The following is a 16,873-nucleotide window of genomic DNA, read 5'->3' as shown; positions in this document are numbered from 1 at the left end:
TCACGAGGCCCGCGGCAAGATGCTCCCGCGGGAGCGCGTGGCGGCCCTGCTGGATCCGGGCAGCCCGTTCCTAGAGGTCGGGGCCACGGCGGCGCACGGGCTCTATGACGGGGCGGCGCCCTGCGCGGGCGTCATCGCGGGCGTGGGCCGCGTGCAGGGGCGCGACTGCATGGTCGTGTGCAACGACGCGACGGTGAAGGGCGGCACCTACTACCCGATGACCGTCAAGAAGCACCTGCGCGCACAGGAAATCGCCGCGGAATGCCGGCTGCCCTGCATCTACCTCGTGGATTCGGGGGGCGCGAACCTGCCCAACCAGGACGAGGTGTTCCCCGACCGTGACCATTTCGGGCGCATCTTCTACAATCAGGCCAACATGAGCGCGCAGGGCATTCCCCAGATCGCGGTGGTGATGGGAAGCTGCACCGCCGGCGGGGCCTACGTGCCCGCCATGTCCGACGTGACGATCATCGTGAAGGAACAGGGGACGATCTTCCTCGCCGGGCCGCCGCTGGTGAAGGCCGCCACGGGCGAGGTCGTCACCGCCGAGGACCTCGGGGGCGGGGACGTGCACACGCGCCTGTCGGGCGTTGCCGACTACCTTGCCGAGGATGACGCCCACGCGCTGGCGCTGGCGCGGCAGGCCGTGGGCTCGGCGGGTCGGGCCGGTCGCGTTCCCGGCCCCGAATGGGCGCCCCCCGAGCCGCCCGCCCACGACCCCGGGGAATTGCTCGGCGTGGTGCCGGCCAGCCTGAGCACGCCCTACGACATTCGCGAGGTCATCGCGCGGCTGGTCGACGGGTCGCGCTTCGACGAGTTCAAGGCGCGTTTCGGCGAAACACTGGTCTGCGGCTTTGCCCATGTCGAAGGCTGCCCGGTTGGCATCGTGGCCAACAACGGCGTGCTCTTCTCCGAGGCCGCGCAGAAGGGCGCCCATTTCGTCGAGCTGTGTTCGCAGCGGCGCACGCCGCTGGTGTTCCTGCAGAACATCACCGGGTTCATGGTGGGCCGCGCCTACGAGAACGAGGGCATCGCCCGGCACGGGGCCAAGATGGTCACGGCGGTGGCCACGACGTGCGTTCCCAAGATCACCATGGTGGTGGGCGGCAGTTTCGGCGCGGGCAATTACGGCATGGCCGGGCGCGCCTACCAGCCGCGGTTCATGTGGTCATGGCCCAACAGCCGCATCTCGGTGATGGGCGGGGAGCAGGCCGCAGGCGTTCTGGCAACCGTCAGGCGCGAGAGCATCGAGCGACAGGGCGAAAGCTGGAGCGCCGAGGAGGAAGCCGCGTTCAAGCGCCCCACCATCGAGATGTTCGAACGCCAGAGCCACCCGCTCTATGCCAGTGCGCGGATGTGGGATGACGGGGTGATCGACCCCCGCAAGAGCCGGCAGGTGCTGGCGCTGAGCCTGCGGGCCGCGCTCAACGCCCCGGTCGAGGAGACGCGCTTTGGCGTGTTCAGGATGTGAGGATGGGAGGATGAAGCGCAAGACCAGTGGCAGAGGTCGGGTTATCCGTTACTACAGGGGCGCGCGCCGCCATCCTAGCTGGGATCTTGGAACGCCGCCGGGCGGGCCGCGCCGGTCCTTGAAGGGGCGGCTTGGCTTGTTGATGGCAGGTTTGACCCTTGGCGCCGTGCTGCTTCCGCCGGTCGTCGACGCGGTGAACGGACTGGTCAAGCCTGCGGACGGGTGCCGGGTCGTCCAGGTGATCGATGGAGACACCGTGCGCCTTCTTTGCCCGTCGCGGGGCGTGATCACGGGGCGTGTCATTGGATATGACACGCCGGAATTGCGGGCACGATGCCTGCGGGAATTCGTAGATGCCCAGAAGGCGACGGCCATGCTTCGCTGGATCCTCTGGTCAGGTTCCGAAATCAGTGTGCGCACCGAGGGGCAGGACCGGTATGGCCGTGCCTTGACCGTGCTCCTTGTGGATGGTCACGGGGTGGCGCGGCGCATGGTCGATGCTGGGCTGGCCCGCTGGTACGAAGGTGGCAGGCGCACCGGTTGGTGCGCAGACGGCTTCGGAGGTTTCGATGTTTGACACGATCCTGATCGCCAACCGGGGCGAGATCGCCTGCCGGGTGATCGAGACGGCGCACGCCATGGGCGTGGGCACGGTGGCCGTGTTCTCGGATGCCGACCGCGGCGCGCGGCACGTCGCGTTGGCCGACCGGGCCGTGCATCTGGGCGGGGCCAGCCCGGCCGAGAGCTATCTCGACGGGGCGGCGATCATTCGCGCCGCGCGGGAGACGGGCGCGCAGGCCATCCACCCGGGCTACGGGTTCTTGAGCGAGAATCCGGATTTCGTGGAGGCGGTCGAGGCGGCGGGGCTGGTGTTCATTGGCCCCTCGGCGGACGCGATCCGCAAGATGGGGCTCAAGGACGCGGCGAAGGCGTTGATGGAACGGGCCGGCGTGCCGGTCGTGCCCGGCTACCAGGGCGCCGACCAGGATCCCGGCCATCTCGAGGTCGAGGCCGCGGCAATCGGCTACCCGGTGCTGATCAAGGCCGTGGCGGGCGGCGGCGGCAAGGGCATGCGCAAGGTCGATTCGCCCGGGCGTTTCGTCGAGGCGCTGGACTCCGCCAAGGCCGAGGCGCGGACCGCCTTTGGCAATGACTCCGTGCTCATCGAGAAATGGATCGAGACGCCGCGCCATATCGAGGTTCAGGTCTTCGGCGACGGTACCCGCGCGGTGCACCTGTTCGAGCGGGACTGCTCGCTCCAGCGGCGCCACCAGAAGGTGATCGAGGAGGCGCCGGCCCCCGGCATGACGACCGAGATGCGCGAGGCGATGGGCCGCGCGGCGGTGCGCGCCGCCGAGGCCATCGGCTACAAGGGGGCGGGCACGGTGGAATTCATCGTAGACGGCGCCGCCGGGCTGCGTCCTGACGGCTTCTGGTTCATGGAAATGAACACGCGGTTGCAGGTCGAACACCCGGTGACCGAGGCGATCACGGGCGTCGACATTGTGGAGTGGCAGCTACGCATCGCCGCCGGCGAGGGTCTGCCGGCTTGCCAGTCGGAACTGGCGATCGACGGTCACGCCTTCGAGGCACGGCTTTACGCCGAGGACGTGCCCAAGGGCTTCCTGCCCGCCACCGGGCAGGTGCGGCATCTGCGCTTCGCGGACGGGTGCCGCGCCGATAGCGGGGTGCGCGCGGGCGACGAGATTTCCCCGCATTACGACCCGATGATCGCCAAGGTCATCACCCGCGGGGCAACCCGGTCGGGCGCGTTGCGGCGGCTGTCGATGGCGCTGGAGAGGACGGAGGTGGCCGGCACGGTGACGAACCTCGCCTTTCTCGGGGCGTTGGCGCGGCACGCGGGTTTCGCGCGCGGCGAGGTGGATACCGGGCTGATCGCGCGGGACCTCGACGCACTTATCGAGGTGCCCGGGCCGCGCCCGGCCGACATGGCGCTGGCCGCGTTGGCGGCAACGGGGCTGTTGGAGACGTGCGGGGCCGAGACCGGTTTCACGCTCTGGGCGCCGATGGCGCGCCGGCTGTTGCTGCGCTGGCAGGGCGAGGAGGTGCCGGTGATCTTGCGCAGCCTGTCGGCCGACGCGCATGACATCACCGTGTGGGACACCACGGTCGCGGCGCGGCGACTTGGCGGGCGCTGGCAGCTTGACGGGCAGGCCGCGCCGCATGTCGCGGTGACGGGTGATCTGGTGACGGTCTTCGCGCGGTACGGGCTGGGTATCGAGATCGTCGACCCGCTGGCGCGCGCCGCGCTGGCCTCCGGCGGGACCGACACGGTGGAGGCGCCCATGCCGGGGCTGGTCAAGTCGGTTCTGGCGCGGCAGGGTCAGGCCGTGGCCGAGGGGGACCGGCTGGCCATTCTGGAGGCGATGAAGATGGAACACACGTTGTGCGCCGCGCGCGACGGCGTCGTGGCCGAGGTGCTGGTGCCCGAGGGGGGCACGGTGGCGGCGGGCACCGCGCTGGTGCGGCTTGACCCCGCGGATACGGAGGGACCGGCATGATCACGCTGCACCACGCCGCGCAGACCCGCTCCATGCGGGTGCTGTGGTTGCTCAACGAGCTGGGGGTCGAGTTCCGGGTTCTCGAACATGCCTTCGACAAGTCGCTTCGCGCGCCGGATTTCCTGAGCCTGTCGCCGGCGGGGCGCGTGCCGGCTCTGGAGATCGAGGGCGAGCGGATGTTCGAATCCGGCGCCATCGTCGAGTATCTATGCGAGCGGTTCCCGGAGGCCGGGCTTGGCCGGCTGCCCGGCGACATGGACCGCATGGCGTGGCTGGTCTGGGTGCATTTCGCCGAAACCATCAGCCAGCACGTCGCCGCGCTGACGCAGCAGCACATAATGCTTTACGAGGACGCGATGCGCAGCCCCGTCGTGATGAAGCTGGAGGCCGCGCGCCTCAAGAAATGCTATGCCGCGATCGAGGCGCGTCTTTCGACGCCCGTGGAAAACCGTGATCACCTGCTGACCAGCGGTTTCTCGGCCTGCGACATCTGCGTGGGGCAGGCCGTCTACATGGCGCGGCATTTCGCGGCGCTTGACGATTTTCCCGAAACGGCGGCGTGGTATGCGCGGCTGACCGCGCGGCCGGGCTTCCGGGCCGCGCTGCCGGGGCCGGAAAGCGCCCTGCTGTATGACAGGGAATTCTACCCGGTGCCCGACGATGCCTGAACCCGTGCGCTGCCCGCTTTGCCTTGCCGACCGCCTGTCTGGCGCGTTGTGCCGGCGTGTTTTACGTGTTGGTCCGGGTGAGTGCGCAGGCCCCGGGGCGCCGCGATGACCGGGCGCGTGGAGATTTTCGAGGTCGGCCCGCGCGACGGCCTGCAGAACGAACCGCGCCCGATCCCCGCCGCGGACAAGATCGCGCTGGTCGATTGCCTGAGCGGGGCCGGTTTCGGCCGGATCGAGGTGGCCAGTTTCGTCAACCCGGCGCGCGTGCCGCAGATGGCGGAGTCGGCCGCGGTTCTGGCCGGCATCCGGCGCGCGCCGGGTGTGCGCTATGCCGCGCTCACGCCCAACATGCGCGGGCTGGAGGGGGCGCTGGCGGCCCGTGCCGACGAGGTCGCGGTGTTCGGCTCGGCCTCCGACGGGTTTTCGCGTGCCAACATCAACGCGACGGTGGCCGAGAGCCTTGAGCGGTTCGCGCCGGTGATCGCGGCGGCGCGAGAGGCCGGCGTGCCGGTGCGGGGCTACGTTTCCTGCGTCGTGGACTGTCCGTATGACGGTGCGGTTGCACCGGACCGCGCGGCGTGGCTTGCCGGCCGCCTTTACCGCATGGGGTGCTACGAGATCAGCCTGGGTGACACGCTCGGGCATGGCCGCCCCGACGCCGTGGATGCGATGCTGTCGGCCGTGCTGGACGAGGTGCCCGCCGCGGCGCTGGCCGGGCATTTCCACGACACTGCCGGGCGGGCGCTGGCGAATATCGAGGCCTCGCTGGCGCGGGGGGTGCGTGTCTTCGATGCGGCGATCGCGGGGCTCGGCGGATGTCCGTTTGCCCCTGGCGCGGCCGGGAACGTGGCGACCGAGGCTGTTCACGACCGGCTGGCGGAGCTTGGATACGGGACCGGGCTCGACCGTGACGTGCTGTCGCGGGCGGCCCAAATGGCGCGCGGTCTTCGGGGCTGACCCCATCGAGCGAGGGACAAGGAGAACGGCATGTTCGAGACGATCAGCATCGAGCGGGATACACGCGGCGTCGCGACCCTGTGGCTGGACCGGCCGGAAAAGCACAACGCGATGTCGGCGCGCATGATCGCCGACCTGCACGCGGCGGTCGAGCAATTGGGCGCCGATGACGCCGTGCGGGTCGTGATCCTTGCTGCGCGCGGCGAAAGCTTCTGCGCGGGGGGCGATCTGGGGTGGATGCGCGCCCAGTTCGAGGCGGCGCCCGATACCCGCAGCCGCGAGGCGGCGACGCTTGCCCACATGCTGCAGGCGCTCAACACGTTGCCGAAACCATTGATCGGGCGGGTTCAGGGCAATGCCTTCGGGGGCGGGATCGGGCTGATCTGCGCGTGTGACGTGGCGATCGGCGCCGCGGATGCCGCGATGGCCTTCACGGAAACGCGGCTGGGGCTCGTCCCGGCCACGATCGGGCCTTACGTCGCGGCCCGGATGGGAGAAGCGTGGGCGCGGCGCGTCTTCATGTCGGGCCGGCGGTTCGACGCGGCCGAGGCTGTACGGCTGGGCCTGCTGGCGCAGGCGGTTCCGGCGGTGGAGCTGGACCAAGCCATCGAGGCGGAGGTCACGCCGTACCTGTCATGCGCGCCGGGCGCGGTGGCGCGCGCCAAGGCGCTGTTGCGCGAGCTCGGGCCGCGGATCGACGCGGCGACGATCGAGCATACCGCCGCCGAGCTGAGCGCCTGCTGGACCGGCGAAGAGGCCGTCGAGGGCGTCGGCGCGTTCTTTGAACGGCGCAAGCCCGGCTGGGTGGAGTGACATGCCCCTTTCGCGCGCGGCGGAAGGTTTGTTATACTGCCCCAAGGAAACGGTTTTTCGGGGTGGCTTTCTGCCGCATGCGAAAGTATGCAACGCGGGAAAATCAGGGTTTTGCGGGATTTGAATATCGCCGGCCTTGGTTGACCCGACCATGGGGCAGGGTTAAACCCTATATGGAATGTCATGACAGCCATCTGACCGCGCCGCGACGCGCGTGAAAGGAGCCACCACGTGGAAGAGATGCTGAGGGAATACCTTCCCGTTCTCGTATTGCTGGCCATCGCGATCGGTCTTGGCCTTTTTCTCGTTCTCGCGGCCGTCGTGCTGGCCGTGCGGCATCCGGACCCCGAAAAAGTGAGCGCCTACGAATGCGGGTTCAACGCCTTCGACGATGCGCGGATGAAATTCGACGTCCGGTTCTACCTGGTGTCGATCCTCTTCATCATCTTCGATCTGGAGATCGCGTTGCTGTTCCCGTGGGCGGTCGCGTTCCAGGACATCTCGATGGTGGCATTCTGGTCGATGATGGTCTTCCTGGCGGTGCTGACCGCCGGGTTTGCCTATGAATGGCGCAAGGGAGCGATGGAATGGGAGTAGAAAGCGAGACCGGCAGCGACGCCGTCGTGACCGAGACACAAGGTCAGGGGTCGCAGGAGGAACGGGTCAAGAGCGGGCCGTCCGCCCGAGCGCCGGCCGAGGCGTACAAGGCCGGATTCGACCGCGACGTCGCCGCGCAGGATCTGAACCGTGAGTTGCAGGACAAGGGCTTCCTCGTCACCTCGACCGAGGACATCGTCAACTGGGCGCGTTCGGGCAGCCTGCACTGGATGACCTTCGGGCTGGCTTGCTGCGCGGTGGAAATGATGCACACCTCGATGCCGCGCTACGACATGGAGCGGTTTGGCACCGCGCCGCGCGCCAGCCCGCGGCAGAGCGACCTGATGATCGTGGCCGGCACGCTGACCAACAAGATGGCGCCGGCACTGCGCAAGGTCTATGACCAGATGCCCGAGCCGCGATACGTTATCTCGATGGGCAGCTGCGCCAACGGCGGCGGGTACTATCATTACAGCTACAGCGTGGTGCGAGGTTGTGACCGGATCGTGCCCGTGGATGTCTACGTGCCCGGCTGCCCGCCGACGGCGGAGGCGCTGATGTACGGCATCATGCAGCTACAACGCAAAATCCGCCGGACAGGGACGATCGTGAGATGACCAAAGCGCTGAAGGAACTGGGTGCTCATATCGAGATGAAGCGCCCCGATTGCGTGCTGGGCTGGACCATCAGCCACGGCGAACTGACGGTCGACGTGGCGCTGGCCAATATCGTGGGACTTGTCGAGTTCCTGAAGACGGACCAGACATGCAGGTTCTCGACGCTGGTTGACATCACGGGGGTCGACCATCCCGAACGCCCCAAGCGGTTCGACGTCGTCTACCATTTCCTGAGCATGTACCAGAACCAGCGCATCCGCCTGCGCACCGCGGTACGCGAGGAGGACATGGTGTCGTCGATCACCGGGGTACACCCGAGTGCCAACTGGTTCGAGCGCGAGGTCTTCGACATGTTCGGCATCCTGTTCAGCGGCCATCCCGACCTGCGGCGCATCCTGACCGATTACGGCTTCCGCGGGTACCCGCTGCGCAAGGATTTCCCCACGACGGGCTATACCGAGGTGCGGTATGACGAGGTGCAGAAGCGCGTGATCTACGAGCCGGTGAAACTGGTACAGGAATACCGGCAATTCGATTTCATGTCGCCGTGGGAGGGCGCGGATTATATCCTGCCCGGCGACGAGAAGAACGACGAGGCGGCCAAGTGATCCGACGGGACGCAGCGCGAAAGGGGACGGCATGATCTGGTTGATCGTCCTGTCGGTCCTCTTCGTGGTGCCCTTCTGGAAGTTGCTGCCGGATTACGGCATCGCCAGCCCCTGGGCGCTCGTGGCGATCCTGCCGGTCGGGGCCTTGGTACTGCTTTATATAATGGTCTTCGTGGCCAAAAGGAAAGGAGGCCCGACATGATGGCGGGCGGTGGATACGGCATGGGAGGCGGCGGCCTGTTGTGGCTGCTGGTCTTCGCGGCGCTGATGATCATCCCGTTCTGGCGGTTGCTGCCGAAATTCGGCATTCCGAGCTGGGTGGCACTGGTATCGATCATACCCCTCGGGGCGCTGATCCTTCTCTGGGTCATGGCGTTCCGGGACAAGCTTGACGGAGGGAATGCGTGATGGACGGCTCCAAAGGTTTCGACGACGCCCTGACGGGCGAGCAGCAGATACGCAATTTCAACCTCAATTTCGGCCCGCAGCACCCTGCCGCGCACGGCGTGCTGCGTCTGGTGCTGGAGCTGGACGGCGAGATCGTGGAACGCTGCGATCCGCATATCGGCCTGTTGCACCGCGGCACCGAGAAACTGATGGAGAGCCGCACGTACCTGCAGAACCTGCCGTATTTCGACCGGCTGGATTACGTGGCGCCGATGAACCAGGAACACGCGTGGTGCCTTGCCATCGAGAAGCTGGCCGGCGTCGAGGTGCCGCGGCGCGCGCAGCTGATCCGGGTCTTGTACTCGGAAATCGGGCGCATCCTGAACCACCTGCTGAACGTGACGACACAGGCCATGGATGTGGGCGCGCTCACCCCGCCCCTGTGGGGCTTCGAGGAGCGCGAGAAGCTGATGGTCTTTTACGAGCGGGCCTGCGGCGCGCGGTTGCACGCGGCCTATTTCCGGCCCGGCGGTGTCCATCAGGACCTGCCGCCGGAACTGCTGGACGACATCGAGACGTGGGCCGACGAGTTTCCGAGCGTGATCGACGACATCGACGGATTGCTGACGGAGAACCGCATCTTCAAGCAGCGCAACTGCGATATCGGCGTCGTGAGCGAGGAGGATATCCAGAACTGGGGCTTTTCGGGCGTGATGGTCCGGGGCAGCGGGCTGGCATGGGACCTGCGGCGCGCGCAGCCCTACGAATGCTACGACGAGTTCGCATTCCAGGTCCCCGTCGGCAAGAACGGCGACTGCTACGATCGGTACCTGTGCCGCATGGAGGAAATGCGGCAGTCGCTCGGGATCATCCGGCAGGCCATCGAGAAACTGCGCGCGCCCGAAAACCAGGGCGACGTTTTGACTCGCGGAAAGATCACGCCGCCCTCGCGGGGCGAGATGAAGACGTCGATGGAGGCGCTCATCCATCACTTCAAGCTCTATACCGAGGGGTTCCGGGTGCCGGAGGGCGAGGTCTACGCGGCGGTCGAGGCGCCGAAGGGCGAGTTCGGCGTCTACCTCGTGGCGGATGGCACGAACCGGCCGTACCGGGCCAAGCTCAGGGCGCCGGGATATCTGCACCTGCAGGCCATGGATCATGTCGCCGGGGGGCACCAGTTGGCGGACGTGGCCGCGATCATCGGCACGATGGACGTCGTCTTCGGGGAGATCGACCGATGATGACAGTCGGGCGGTCAGCCCTTGGCGTCGTTGCTGGTGGAGTGCTCACGTCGGCCTGCGCGCTGCCGCCACAGGGTGTCACGCGCGACCAGATCGGGCACTACGAGAAGGCCGTCGCGAGTATCGGATGCGAACTGGTGTACGACTCCGATTACCTGCCGGTCGAGCTGCAGGCCGACCTGACGCGCGCGCAAGTTGTCGAGATCACGCAATATCAACTCGCCGCCGGGAAGGCCGAACGTCTGGCCAATGGCGGCGTGAAACTGACCACAGGAGCCTGTGCCTAGATGCTGAGACGTCTTCATCACGAGCAGCCCGAAAGCTTTGCCTTCACGCCCGAGAACCAGGCGTGGGCCGAGGTGCAGATGACGAAGTACCCCGAGGGCCGCCAGGCCAGCGCGATCATTCCGCTGCTGTGGCGCGCGCAGGAACAGGAGGGCTGGCTGAGCCGCCCCGCTATCGAGCACGTGGCCAACATGCTGGACATTGCCTATATCCGCGCGCTCGAGGTGGCGAGTTTCTATTTCATGTTCCAGCTGCAACCTGTGGGCAGCGTGGCGCACGTGCAGGTTTGCGGCACCACGTCCTGCATGATCTGCGGCGCCGAGGATCTTGTCGGGGTCTGCCGCGAGAAGATCGCGCCCAACCCGCACGAGCTGAGCGCGGACGGCAAGTTCAGCTGGGAAGAGGTGGAATGCCTCGGTGCCTGTGCGAACGCGCCCATGGCCCAGATCGGCAAGGACTATTACGAGGATCTGACGGCGGCGCGCATGGGCGAGATTCTCGACGCGCTGGCCGCCGGCGAGGTCCCGACGCCCGGCCCGCAGAACGGGCGCTACGCGTCGGAGCCCGAAACGGGCCTCAGCAGCCTGAAGGAGTTCGACAGCGGGCAGACGCAGTACAATGCCAGTGTTCAGCTGGCCACGACCATCGGTGACACGCTCAAGCGGATCGACGGCACCGAGGTGCCGCTGTTGGCGCCGTGGCGCGACAAGGGTGCGCGGCATGACCCGGCGGCGCCGGCGGTAAAACTGAACGAGACCCCGGTTGATGTCACGGCGGCGGCCCCCGCGAAGCCGGCGAAGGAAACGCAGACCGACGCCGGCGACGCGGGCACGAAACCGGAATTGATGGCCGCTCCCCGCGATACCGGGGCGGACGATCTGAAGCTGATCAAGGGCGTCGGCCCGAAGCTGGAAACGCTTCTCAACGGGCTGGGCGTCTACCATTTCGACCAGATCGCCGCATGGACGGCGGACGAGGTCTCGTGGGTCGACGACAACATCGAGGGGTTCAAGGGCCGGGTGAGCCGGGACAACTGGGTCGCGCAGGCGAAATTGCTGGCAGAGGGCAAGGATACGGAGTTTTCCGACCGCGCCAGGAAGGGTGATGTCAATTAACCGGCACGCCCGGGACACCACAGGGGGTACGCCATGTCGACGATCGGAAACTTGAGTTCTTGCCGCGTGATCTGTTGGGCGCTCGCGGCGGCGGCGGGGCTTACCGTTCTGGCCGGAACGGCGGGGACCGTCGGGGTCATCGCGGCATTTCTGCTCGGGGTCGCGTTGGCGGCGGTTCTGGGGATCGTCTTCGTGCACCTTGTCTGCACCGACGAGGCCGGGGGGCGCGGGGATGAGATCGGCCAATCCGGGATCGAGAAGTCGGAAAAGGTGGCGGGTATGTCCGCGCCGGCGTCCGGCGCCACTGGCGAAACGGCACGGGACACCGCCGAGCCGGTTGCCAGCCCGGCGCCCGCGTCTATGTCGACGGGTGAGAATGATGGCAGTGCCGACGCGCCTCAGGATGTTGGCCAACGGCCGCGGATGCTGGACGCGCCAAGGGATGGCAAGGCCGACAACCTGAAGGAAATCAAGGGGATCGGGCCCAAGCTGGAAGCACTGCTGAACGAGATGGGGGTTTACCATTTTGACCAGATCGCCGCGTGGGACGCAGATGAGGTAACATGGCTCGACGCCAACCTTCAGGGGTTCAAGGGTCGGGTGAGCCGCGACAGTTGGGTGGCGCAGGCCACGATCCTTGCCGCGGGCGGGGACACGGAGTTTTCCAGGCGCGTCGATGACGGCGACGTCTACTGAAACGATCGATGAGCGATGGCACAGCAAGACGGAAACATCGAACGCAAGGGGCGGTTCACCGCGATCGTGATCGCCGGGACGGGTGTTTTCTGGATACTGGCCACGCTGATCGGGGGCGAGCTGGAGCTGAGCAACCGCATTCGCGCGCTGTTCGACATGCTGGCCCTGGCGGGGTTCATCTGGGCCCTTGTCCTGACTTATCAAATATGGCGCGCGCGCCGCGACAATCAGGGGTAGCAGCCGATGCTGAATGACGAAGACCGGATATTCACCAACCTGTACGGGATGCATGATCGCAGCCTGACGGGCGCCCGCGCCCGGGGCCACTGGGACGGCACCGCGCGGATATTGCAGAACGGCCGCGACTGGATTGTCGAACAGATGAAGGCCAGCGGGCTGCGGGGCCGCGGCGGCGCGGGGTTCCCGACCGGGCTGAAATGGTCTTTCATGCCGAAGGAGAGCGACGGGCGCCCGGCTTACCTCGTGGTCAATGCCGACGAATCCGAGCCGGGCACCTGCAAGGACCGTGAAATCATGCGGCACGATCCGCACACGCTGATCGAGGGCTGCCTGATCGCCAGCTTCGCGATGAACGCGCATGCCTGCTACATCTACATCCGCGGGGAGTACATCCGCGAGCGCGAGGCGCTGCAGGCCGCGATCGACGAGGCCTACGAGGCCGGCCTGATCGGCCGGAACGCCTGCAAGTCGGGGTGGGATTTCGACCTTTACCTGCATCACGGGGCGGGCGCGTATATCTGTGGCGAGGAAACCGCGCTGCTGGAATCGCTGGAAGGCAAGAAGGGCATGCCCCGCATGAAGCCGCCATTCCCCGCCATGGCGGGCGTGTACGGGTGCCCGACCACGGTGAACAACGTCGAATCGATCGCCGTGGTGCCCACGATCCTGCGCCGGGGGCCGGAATGGTTTTCGGGCATCGGGCGGCCCAACAACACGGGCACCAAGATTTTCGCGGTCTCCGGTCACGTCAACACGCCGTGCGTCGTCGAGGACGCGATGTCGATTTCCTTCGAGGAACTGATCGACAAGCATTGCGGCGGTGTACGCGGTGGCTGGGACAACCTGAAGGCCGTCATTCCCGGGGGATCGTCCGTGCCGTGCGTGCGCGGCGAGAAGATGAAGGACGCCGTGATGGATTTCGACGCGTTGCGCGATGTCGGGTCCAGCCTTGGCACCGCGGCGGTGATCGTGATGGACAAGGACACCGACATCATCAAGGCGATCTGGCGGTTGTCCAAGTTCTACAAGCACGAAAGCTGCGGCCAGTGCACCCCGTGCCGCGAGGGCACGGGATGGATGATGCGCGTCATGGACCGGCTGGTGAAGGGCGAGGCCGAGGTCGAGGAGATCGACATGCTGTTCGACGTGACCAAGCAGGTCGAAGGGCACACGATCTGCGCGCTCGGCGACGCGGCGGCGTGGCCGATACAGGGGCTGATCCGCAACTTCCGTGACGAGATCGAGGACCGTATCAAGGCCCGCAAGACGGGCCGCGTCACCGCGGTTGCGGCGGAATAACCGGATGGAGGCATTTGCAGCATACGGTCATGCCATCGTGGCACTGGCGGCATCGGGGGCCTTAGGGCTGGTCATCAGCCTGCTTACCGGCATGCAGAAGGTCAAGCTGGGCCTGCCGCCGGGCGCCAGCCCGGACCCGGATTATGCCAACCCCGCCTATCGGTGGCACCGGGCACAGCTGAACATGGCCGAGACCATGGGGTTTTTCACCGCGGTGACCGTGGCGGCCGTCCTTGCCGGGGCGAGCCCGTTCTGGGTCAACCTTCTCGCGGCGCTTTTCTTCGTCAGCCGGGCCATTCTGGCGGTGGTGCACGTCACCGGCGTCGGCAAGCCGGACATGAGCCTGCGGTCGTTTCTTTACGGCCTTGGCTGGGCGATCTGCATTCTTCTGGCCATTCTTGCCGTGATCGGGGCGTTGACATGAGGTGCAATTGGCTGAAAGCGTCGGCCGCCATGGTCGTAACACTGGGCTGGCTTGCCGGCTGCACCGAGTATGCGGAGCGCGTGTATTTCGACGGCCGGTATTACCCGGCCTCCGCCGACCGGGTATCGCGGGACGCGCGCGAGCGGTTCACCGTTTCGGTGCGGCGGGTCGATCAGGGTATCGACGGGGCGCGCAAGGCCGGGCGCCACGAGGCGACGCGGTACTGTATCCAGAATTTCGGCACGTCGCGGATCGACTGGCAGCTTGGGCCGGAGGCCGAGGCGGCGCTGTTGCGGACGCCGTCGGGGAACTTGCTGCTGAAGGGCGAATGCGCGACATGGTGATTCTGCCGGGCATATACGGGAGCCGGATGCGTCTGGTGGCTGTCCTCGTGCTGGGCATGACGCTCGTCGCCGGCATGGCCGGGGCCAAGGCCGGGTCGGGATTGCGCAACGAGGCGGACATCAATGACGGCCTTTTCGTTGTCGCGGTTGCCGACAAGATCCGCCGCGACTGCGATGCCATTTCGCCACGCATATTCAGGGCCTACACCTTCATGAACAAGCTGAAGGACGCTGCGCTCGCGCGGGGCTACAGCGAGGACGAGATCGACGCCTACATCAACGACGACGCCGAGAAAGCGAAAATGCGCAAGCGGCGCAACGCCTACTTCCGGAGCAAGGGGGCGAGCAACCTCGACCCGGAGAGCCTCTGCGCGCTCGGACGCGCGGAAATCGCGAAGGACAGCCGGGTCGGGCGGCTGCTGAGGGTGTGGTGATGACGACGGCCGTGCGCATCCCGGGCTGCCAGGGGCCCGGTCGGCGCGGGGCCGTGATGCGAAATTGCGAATATGCCACCGGGCCTGTCCCGAGGCGGGTGGATACCAGGAGATAGGATAACGCGATGTCTGACTTGCGGAAAATCATCATCGACGATCAGGAAGTCGAAGTGGACCCGGCCATGACGCTGATCCAGGCCTGCGAAGAGGCGGGCGTGGAGATACCGCGTTTCTGCTATCACGAACGCCTGTCGATCGCCGGCAACTGCCGCATGTGCCTGGTCGAGGTGGTGGGCGGTCCGCCCAAGCCGGCGGCGTCCTGCGCGATGCAGGTCAAGGACCTGCGCCCCGGCCCCGAAGGTCAGCCGCCGCAGGTGAAGACGAATTCGCCCATGGTCAAGAAGGCGCGGGAAGGCGTCATGGAGTTCCTGCTGATCAACCATCCGCTGGACTGCCCGATCTGTGACCAGGGCGGGGAGTGCGATCTGCAGGATCAGGCGATGGCCTATGGCGTGGATTTCTCGCGCTACCGCGAACCCAAGCGCGCGGTCGAGGACCTGGACCTTGGACCGCTGGTCGAGACGCACATGACACGCTGCATTTCCTGCACCCGGTGCGTGCGGTTCACGACCGAGGTGGCGGGGATCAGCCAGATGGGGCAGACGGGCCGCGGCGAGGATGCCGAGATCACGTCGTATCTCGGCGAGACCTTGGACTCGAACCTGCAGGGCAACATAATCGACCTGTGCCCGGTCGGTGCGCTCGTCTCCAAACCCTATGCCTTCACGGCCCGGCCGTGGGAACTGGCCAAGACGGAAACCATCGACGTGATGGACGCGTTGGGCAGCAATATCCGGGTGGATACCAAGGGGCGCGAGGTCATGCGCATCCTGCCTCGCAACCATGATGGTGTGAACGAGGAATGGATTTCGGACAAGACGCGCTTTGTCTGGGACGGGCTGCGCCGGCAGCGTCTGGACCGCCCCTATGTCCGGGAAAACGGCAGACTGCGCGCGGCAAGCTGGCCCGAGGCGCTGGAAAAGGCGGCCGCGGCGATCACGGGCGCCGGCAAGATCGCGGGCCTCGTGGGGGAACTGGCCCCGGTGGAGGCGGCCCATGCCCTGAAGCAGCTTGTCGAGAGGCAGGGCGGCCGCGTGGAATGCCGCACCGACGGTGCGGCCCTGCCGGCCGGCAACCGGTCGGGCTATGTCGGAAACGCGCGGGTCGAGGATATCGACACCGCGAGAACGATCTACCTGATCGGGACCGACCCGTCGGTGGAGGCGCCGGTACTCAATGCGCGCATCCGCAAGGCATGGCTGAAGGGGGCGGACGTCACCCATGTCGGCGAGCCGGCCGACCTGACATACGAGGCCACGCAGATGGGCGCGCGGAACAAGTTCCTCGCGCGGCTGGTGTCGGATGCGGCGCCGCGTGAGGACGCGCTGGTGATCGTGGGGCAGGGCGCGTTGACGGGGAACAACGGCCCGGCCGTGCTGCATCAGGCGATGACCCTGACCGAGAAGCTGGGCGGCCGGATGCTGGTGCTGCACACGGCGGCGGCCCGTGTCGGGGCGATGGATGCCGGGTGCACCACGGATGGCGGGCTTGGTGCCGCGCTTGACGGCGCCGACGTGATCTACAACCTCGGCGCGGACGAGATCGAGATCGGCGACGGGCCCTTCGTCATCTATCAGGGTAGCCACGGCGACCGGGGCGCGCATCGTGCGGATATCATCCTGCCCGGCGCTGCCTACACCGAGGAACAAGGACTGTTCGTCAATACCGAGGGCCGTCCCCAGCTTGCGTTGCGCGCCGGTCATCCGCCGGGCGAGGCCAAGGAGAACTGGGCGATCCTGCGGGCGCTGTCGGGCGAGATGGGGGCAACGCTGCCCTTCGACAGCCTGCCGCAATTGCGCAAGGGCCTGATCGAAGCGGCGCCACAGCTTTCTGCCATAGACACGGTGCCTGACAATGGCTGGACCGTGGTGGAAGCTGTCGAACTTGGCGCCGGGAAACTGGGATCGGCGGTCGGGGATTTCTACCTGACCAACCCGATCGCCCGGGCGAGCGAGTTGATGGCCGAACTCAGCGCGAATGCCAAGGCGCGGCGCGACACGCCGGTGGCGGCCGAATGAGGCCGCCGGCGGCCTGC

Annotated in this window: 21 protein-coding genes; all 21 read left to right on the top strand. The window is 66.9% G+C overall.

Annotated features, from left to right (window positions below; genetic code table 11):
- Positions 1 to 1,471 (top strand): carboxyl transferase domain-containing protein (locus ACH107_RS10395; RefSeq protein WP_412505789.1); only part of this gene is annotated, 1,471 nt, incomplete at its 5' end.
- 142 nt (positions 1,472 to 1,613) lie between these two features.
- Positions 1,614 to 2,048, top strand: coding sequence for a thermonuclease family protein (locus ACH107_RS10390; protein ID WP_412505788.1), 435 nt, complete (start codon positions 1,614 to 1,616; stop codon positions 2,046 to 2,048).
- Positions 2,041 to 3,993, top strand: a complete 1,953-nt coding sequence (locus ACH107_RS10385) for an acetyl/propionyl/methylcrotonyl-CoA carboxylase subunit alpha (protein ID WP_412505787.1) — start codon at positions 2,041 to 2,043, stop codon at positions 3,991 to 3,993. The genes ACH107_RS10390 and ACH107_RS10385 overlap by 8 nt, the downstream gene beginning before the upstream one ends.
- Positions 3,990 to 4,661 (top strand): glutathione S-transferase family protein, encoded by a 672-nt coding sequence (locus tag ACH107_RS10380; protein ID WP_412505786.1) that lies wholly within the window; start codon positions 3,990 to 3,992, stop codon positions 4,659 to 4,661. Before ACH107_RS10385 ends, ACH107_RS10380 begins: the two co-directional genes overlap by 4 nt.
- A 105-nt stretch (positions 4,662 to 4,766) precedes the next feature.
- Positions 4,767 to 5,618: a hydroxymethylglutaryl-CoA lyase gene (locus ACH107_RS10375; RefSeq protein ID WP_412505785.1), complete on the top strand. Its 852-nt coding sequence runs from the start codon at positions 4,767 to 4,769 to the stop codon at positions 5,616 to 5,618.
- A gap of 30 nt (positions 5,619 to 5,648) precedes the next feature.
- Complete coding sequence (locus ACH107_RS10370; RefSeq protein WP_412505784.1) at positions 5,649 to 6,431, top strand: crotonase/enoyl-CoA hydratase family protein; 783 nt, start codon at positions 5,649 to 5,651, stop codon at positions 6,429 to 6,431.
- Between the two features lie 231 nt (positions 6,432 to 6,662).
- Positions 6,663 to 7,028 (top strand): NADH-quinone oxidoreductase subunit A, encoded by a 366-nt coding sequence (locus ACH107_RS10365; protein ID WP_412505783.1) that lies wholly within the window; start codon positions 6,663 to 6,665, stop codon positions 7,026 to 7,028.
- Positions 7,019 to 7,645, top strand: coding sequence for a NuoB/complex I 20 kDa subunit family protein (locus tag ACH107_RS10360; protein WP_412505782.1), 627 nt, complete (start codon positions 7,019 to 7,021; stop codon positions 7,643 to 7,645). The genes ACH107_RS10365 and ACH107_RS10360 overlap by 10 nt, the downstream gene beginning before the upstream one ends.
- Entirely contained in the window at positions 7,642 to 8,253 is a 612-nt protein-coding gene (locus ACH107_RS10355; protein ID WP_412505781.1) for an NADH-quinone oxidoreductase subunit C, read from the top strand. The genes ACH107_RS10360 and ACH107_RS10355 overlap by 4 nt, the downstream gene beginning before the upstream one ends.
- Positions 8,254 to 8,284: 31 nt before the next feature.
- Positions 8,285 to 8,455, top strand: a complete 171-nt coding sequence (locus ACH107_RS10350; RefSeq protein WP_412505780.1) for a hypothetical protein — start codon at positions 8,285 to 8,287, stop codon at positions 8,453 to 8,455.
- Positions 8,452 to 8,661 carry a hypothetical protein gene (locus tag ACH107_RS10345; protein ID WP_412505779.1) on the top strand — a complete coding sequence of 70 codons (210 nt, stop codon included), beginning with the start codon at positions 8,452 to 8,454 and terminating at the stop codon, positions 8,659 to 8,661. Before ACH107_RS10350 ends, ACH107_RS10345 begins: the two co-directional genes overlap by 4 nt.
- Complete coding sequence (locus ACH107_RS10340) at positions 8,661 to 9,881, top strand: NADH-quinone oxidoreductase subunit D (RefSeq protein ID WP_412505778.1); 1,221 nt, start codon at positions 8,661 to 8,663, stop codon at positions 9,879 to 9,881. Before ACH107_RS10345 ends, ACH107_RS10340 begins: the two co-directional genes overlap by 1 nt.
- Positions 9,878 to 10,168 (top strand): hypothetical protein, encoded by a 291-nt coding sequence (locus ACH107_RS10335; RefSeq protein WP_412505777.1) that lies wholly within the window; start codon positions 9,878 to 9,880, stop codon positions 10,166 to 10,168. The genes ACH107_RS10340 and ACH107_RS10335 overlap by 4 nt, the downstream gene beginning before the upstream one ends.
- Positions 10,169 to 11,281: an NADH-quinone oxidoreductase subunit NuoE gene (gene nuoE / locus ACH107_RS10330; RefSeq protein WP_412505776.1), complete on the top strand. Its 1,113-nt coding sequence runs from the start codon at positions 10,169 to 10,171 to the stop codon at positions 11,279 to 11,281. It abuts the gene before it with no gap.
- A gap of 33 nt (positions 11,282 to 11,314) precedes the next feature.
- The gene (locus ACH107_RS10325) at positions 11,315 to 11,977 is read left to right on the top strand and encodes an NADH:ubiquinone oxidoreductase (RefSeq protein ID WP_412505775.1); all 663 of its coding nucleotides are present in this window, start codon (positions 11,315 to 11,317) and stop codon (positions 11,975 to 11,977) included.
- Between the two features lie 15 nt (positions 11,978 to 11,992).
- Entirely contained in the window at positions 11,993 to 12,214 is a 222-nt protein-coding gene (locus ACH107_RS10320; protein WP_412505774.1) for a DUF5337 domain-containing protein, read from the top strand.
- 6 nt (positions 12,215 to 12,220) lie between these two features.
- Positions 12,221 to 13,516 (top strand): NADH-quinone oxidoreductase subunit NuoF, encoded by a 1,296-nt coding sequence (nuoF, locus tag ACH107_RS10315; protein WP_412505773.1) that lies wholly within the window; start codon positions 12,221 to 12,223, stop codon positions 13,514 to 13,516.
- A gap of 4 nt (positions 13,517 to 13,520) precedes the next feature.
- The gene (locus ACH107_RS10310; protein ID WP_412505772.1) at positions 13,521 to 13,940 is read left to right on the top strand and encodes an MAPEG family protein; all 420 of its coding nucleotides are present in this window, start codon (positions 13,521 to 13,523) and stop codon (positions 13,938 to 13,940) included.
- Entirely contained in the window at positions 13,937 to 14,284 is a 348-nt protein-coding gene (locus ACH107_RS10305) for a hypothetical protein (protein ID WP_412505771.1), read from the top strand. The genes ACH107_RS10310 and ACH107_RS10305 overlap by 4 nt, the downstream gene beginning before the upstream one ends.
- Positions 14,269 to 14,718, top strand: coding sequence for a DUF5333 domain-containing protein (locus tag ACH107_RS10300; RefSeq protein WP_412505770.1), 450 nt, complete (start codon positions 14,269 to 14,271; stop codon positions 14,716 to 14,718). Before ACH107_RS10305 ends, ACH107_RS10300 begins: the two co-directional genes overlap by 16 nt.
- Positions 14,719 to 14,843: 125 nt before the next feature.
- Positions 14,844 to 16,856 (top strand): NADH-quinone oxidoreductase subunit NuoG, encoded by a 2,013-nt coding sequence (gene nuoG, locus ACH107_RS10295; RefSeq protein ID WP_412505769.1) that lies wholly within the window; start codon positions 14,844 to 14,846, stop codon positions 16,854 to 16,856.
- Positions 16,857 to 16,873: the final 17 nt, after the last annotated feature.

The sequence above is a fragment of the Roseovarius halophilus (ex Wu et al. 2025) genome, from assembly GCF_047086965.1.
This window is presented reverse-complemented; position numbering and strand designations above follow the sequence as displayed.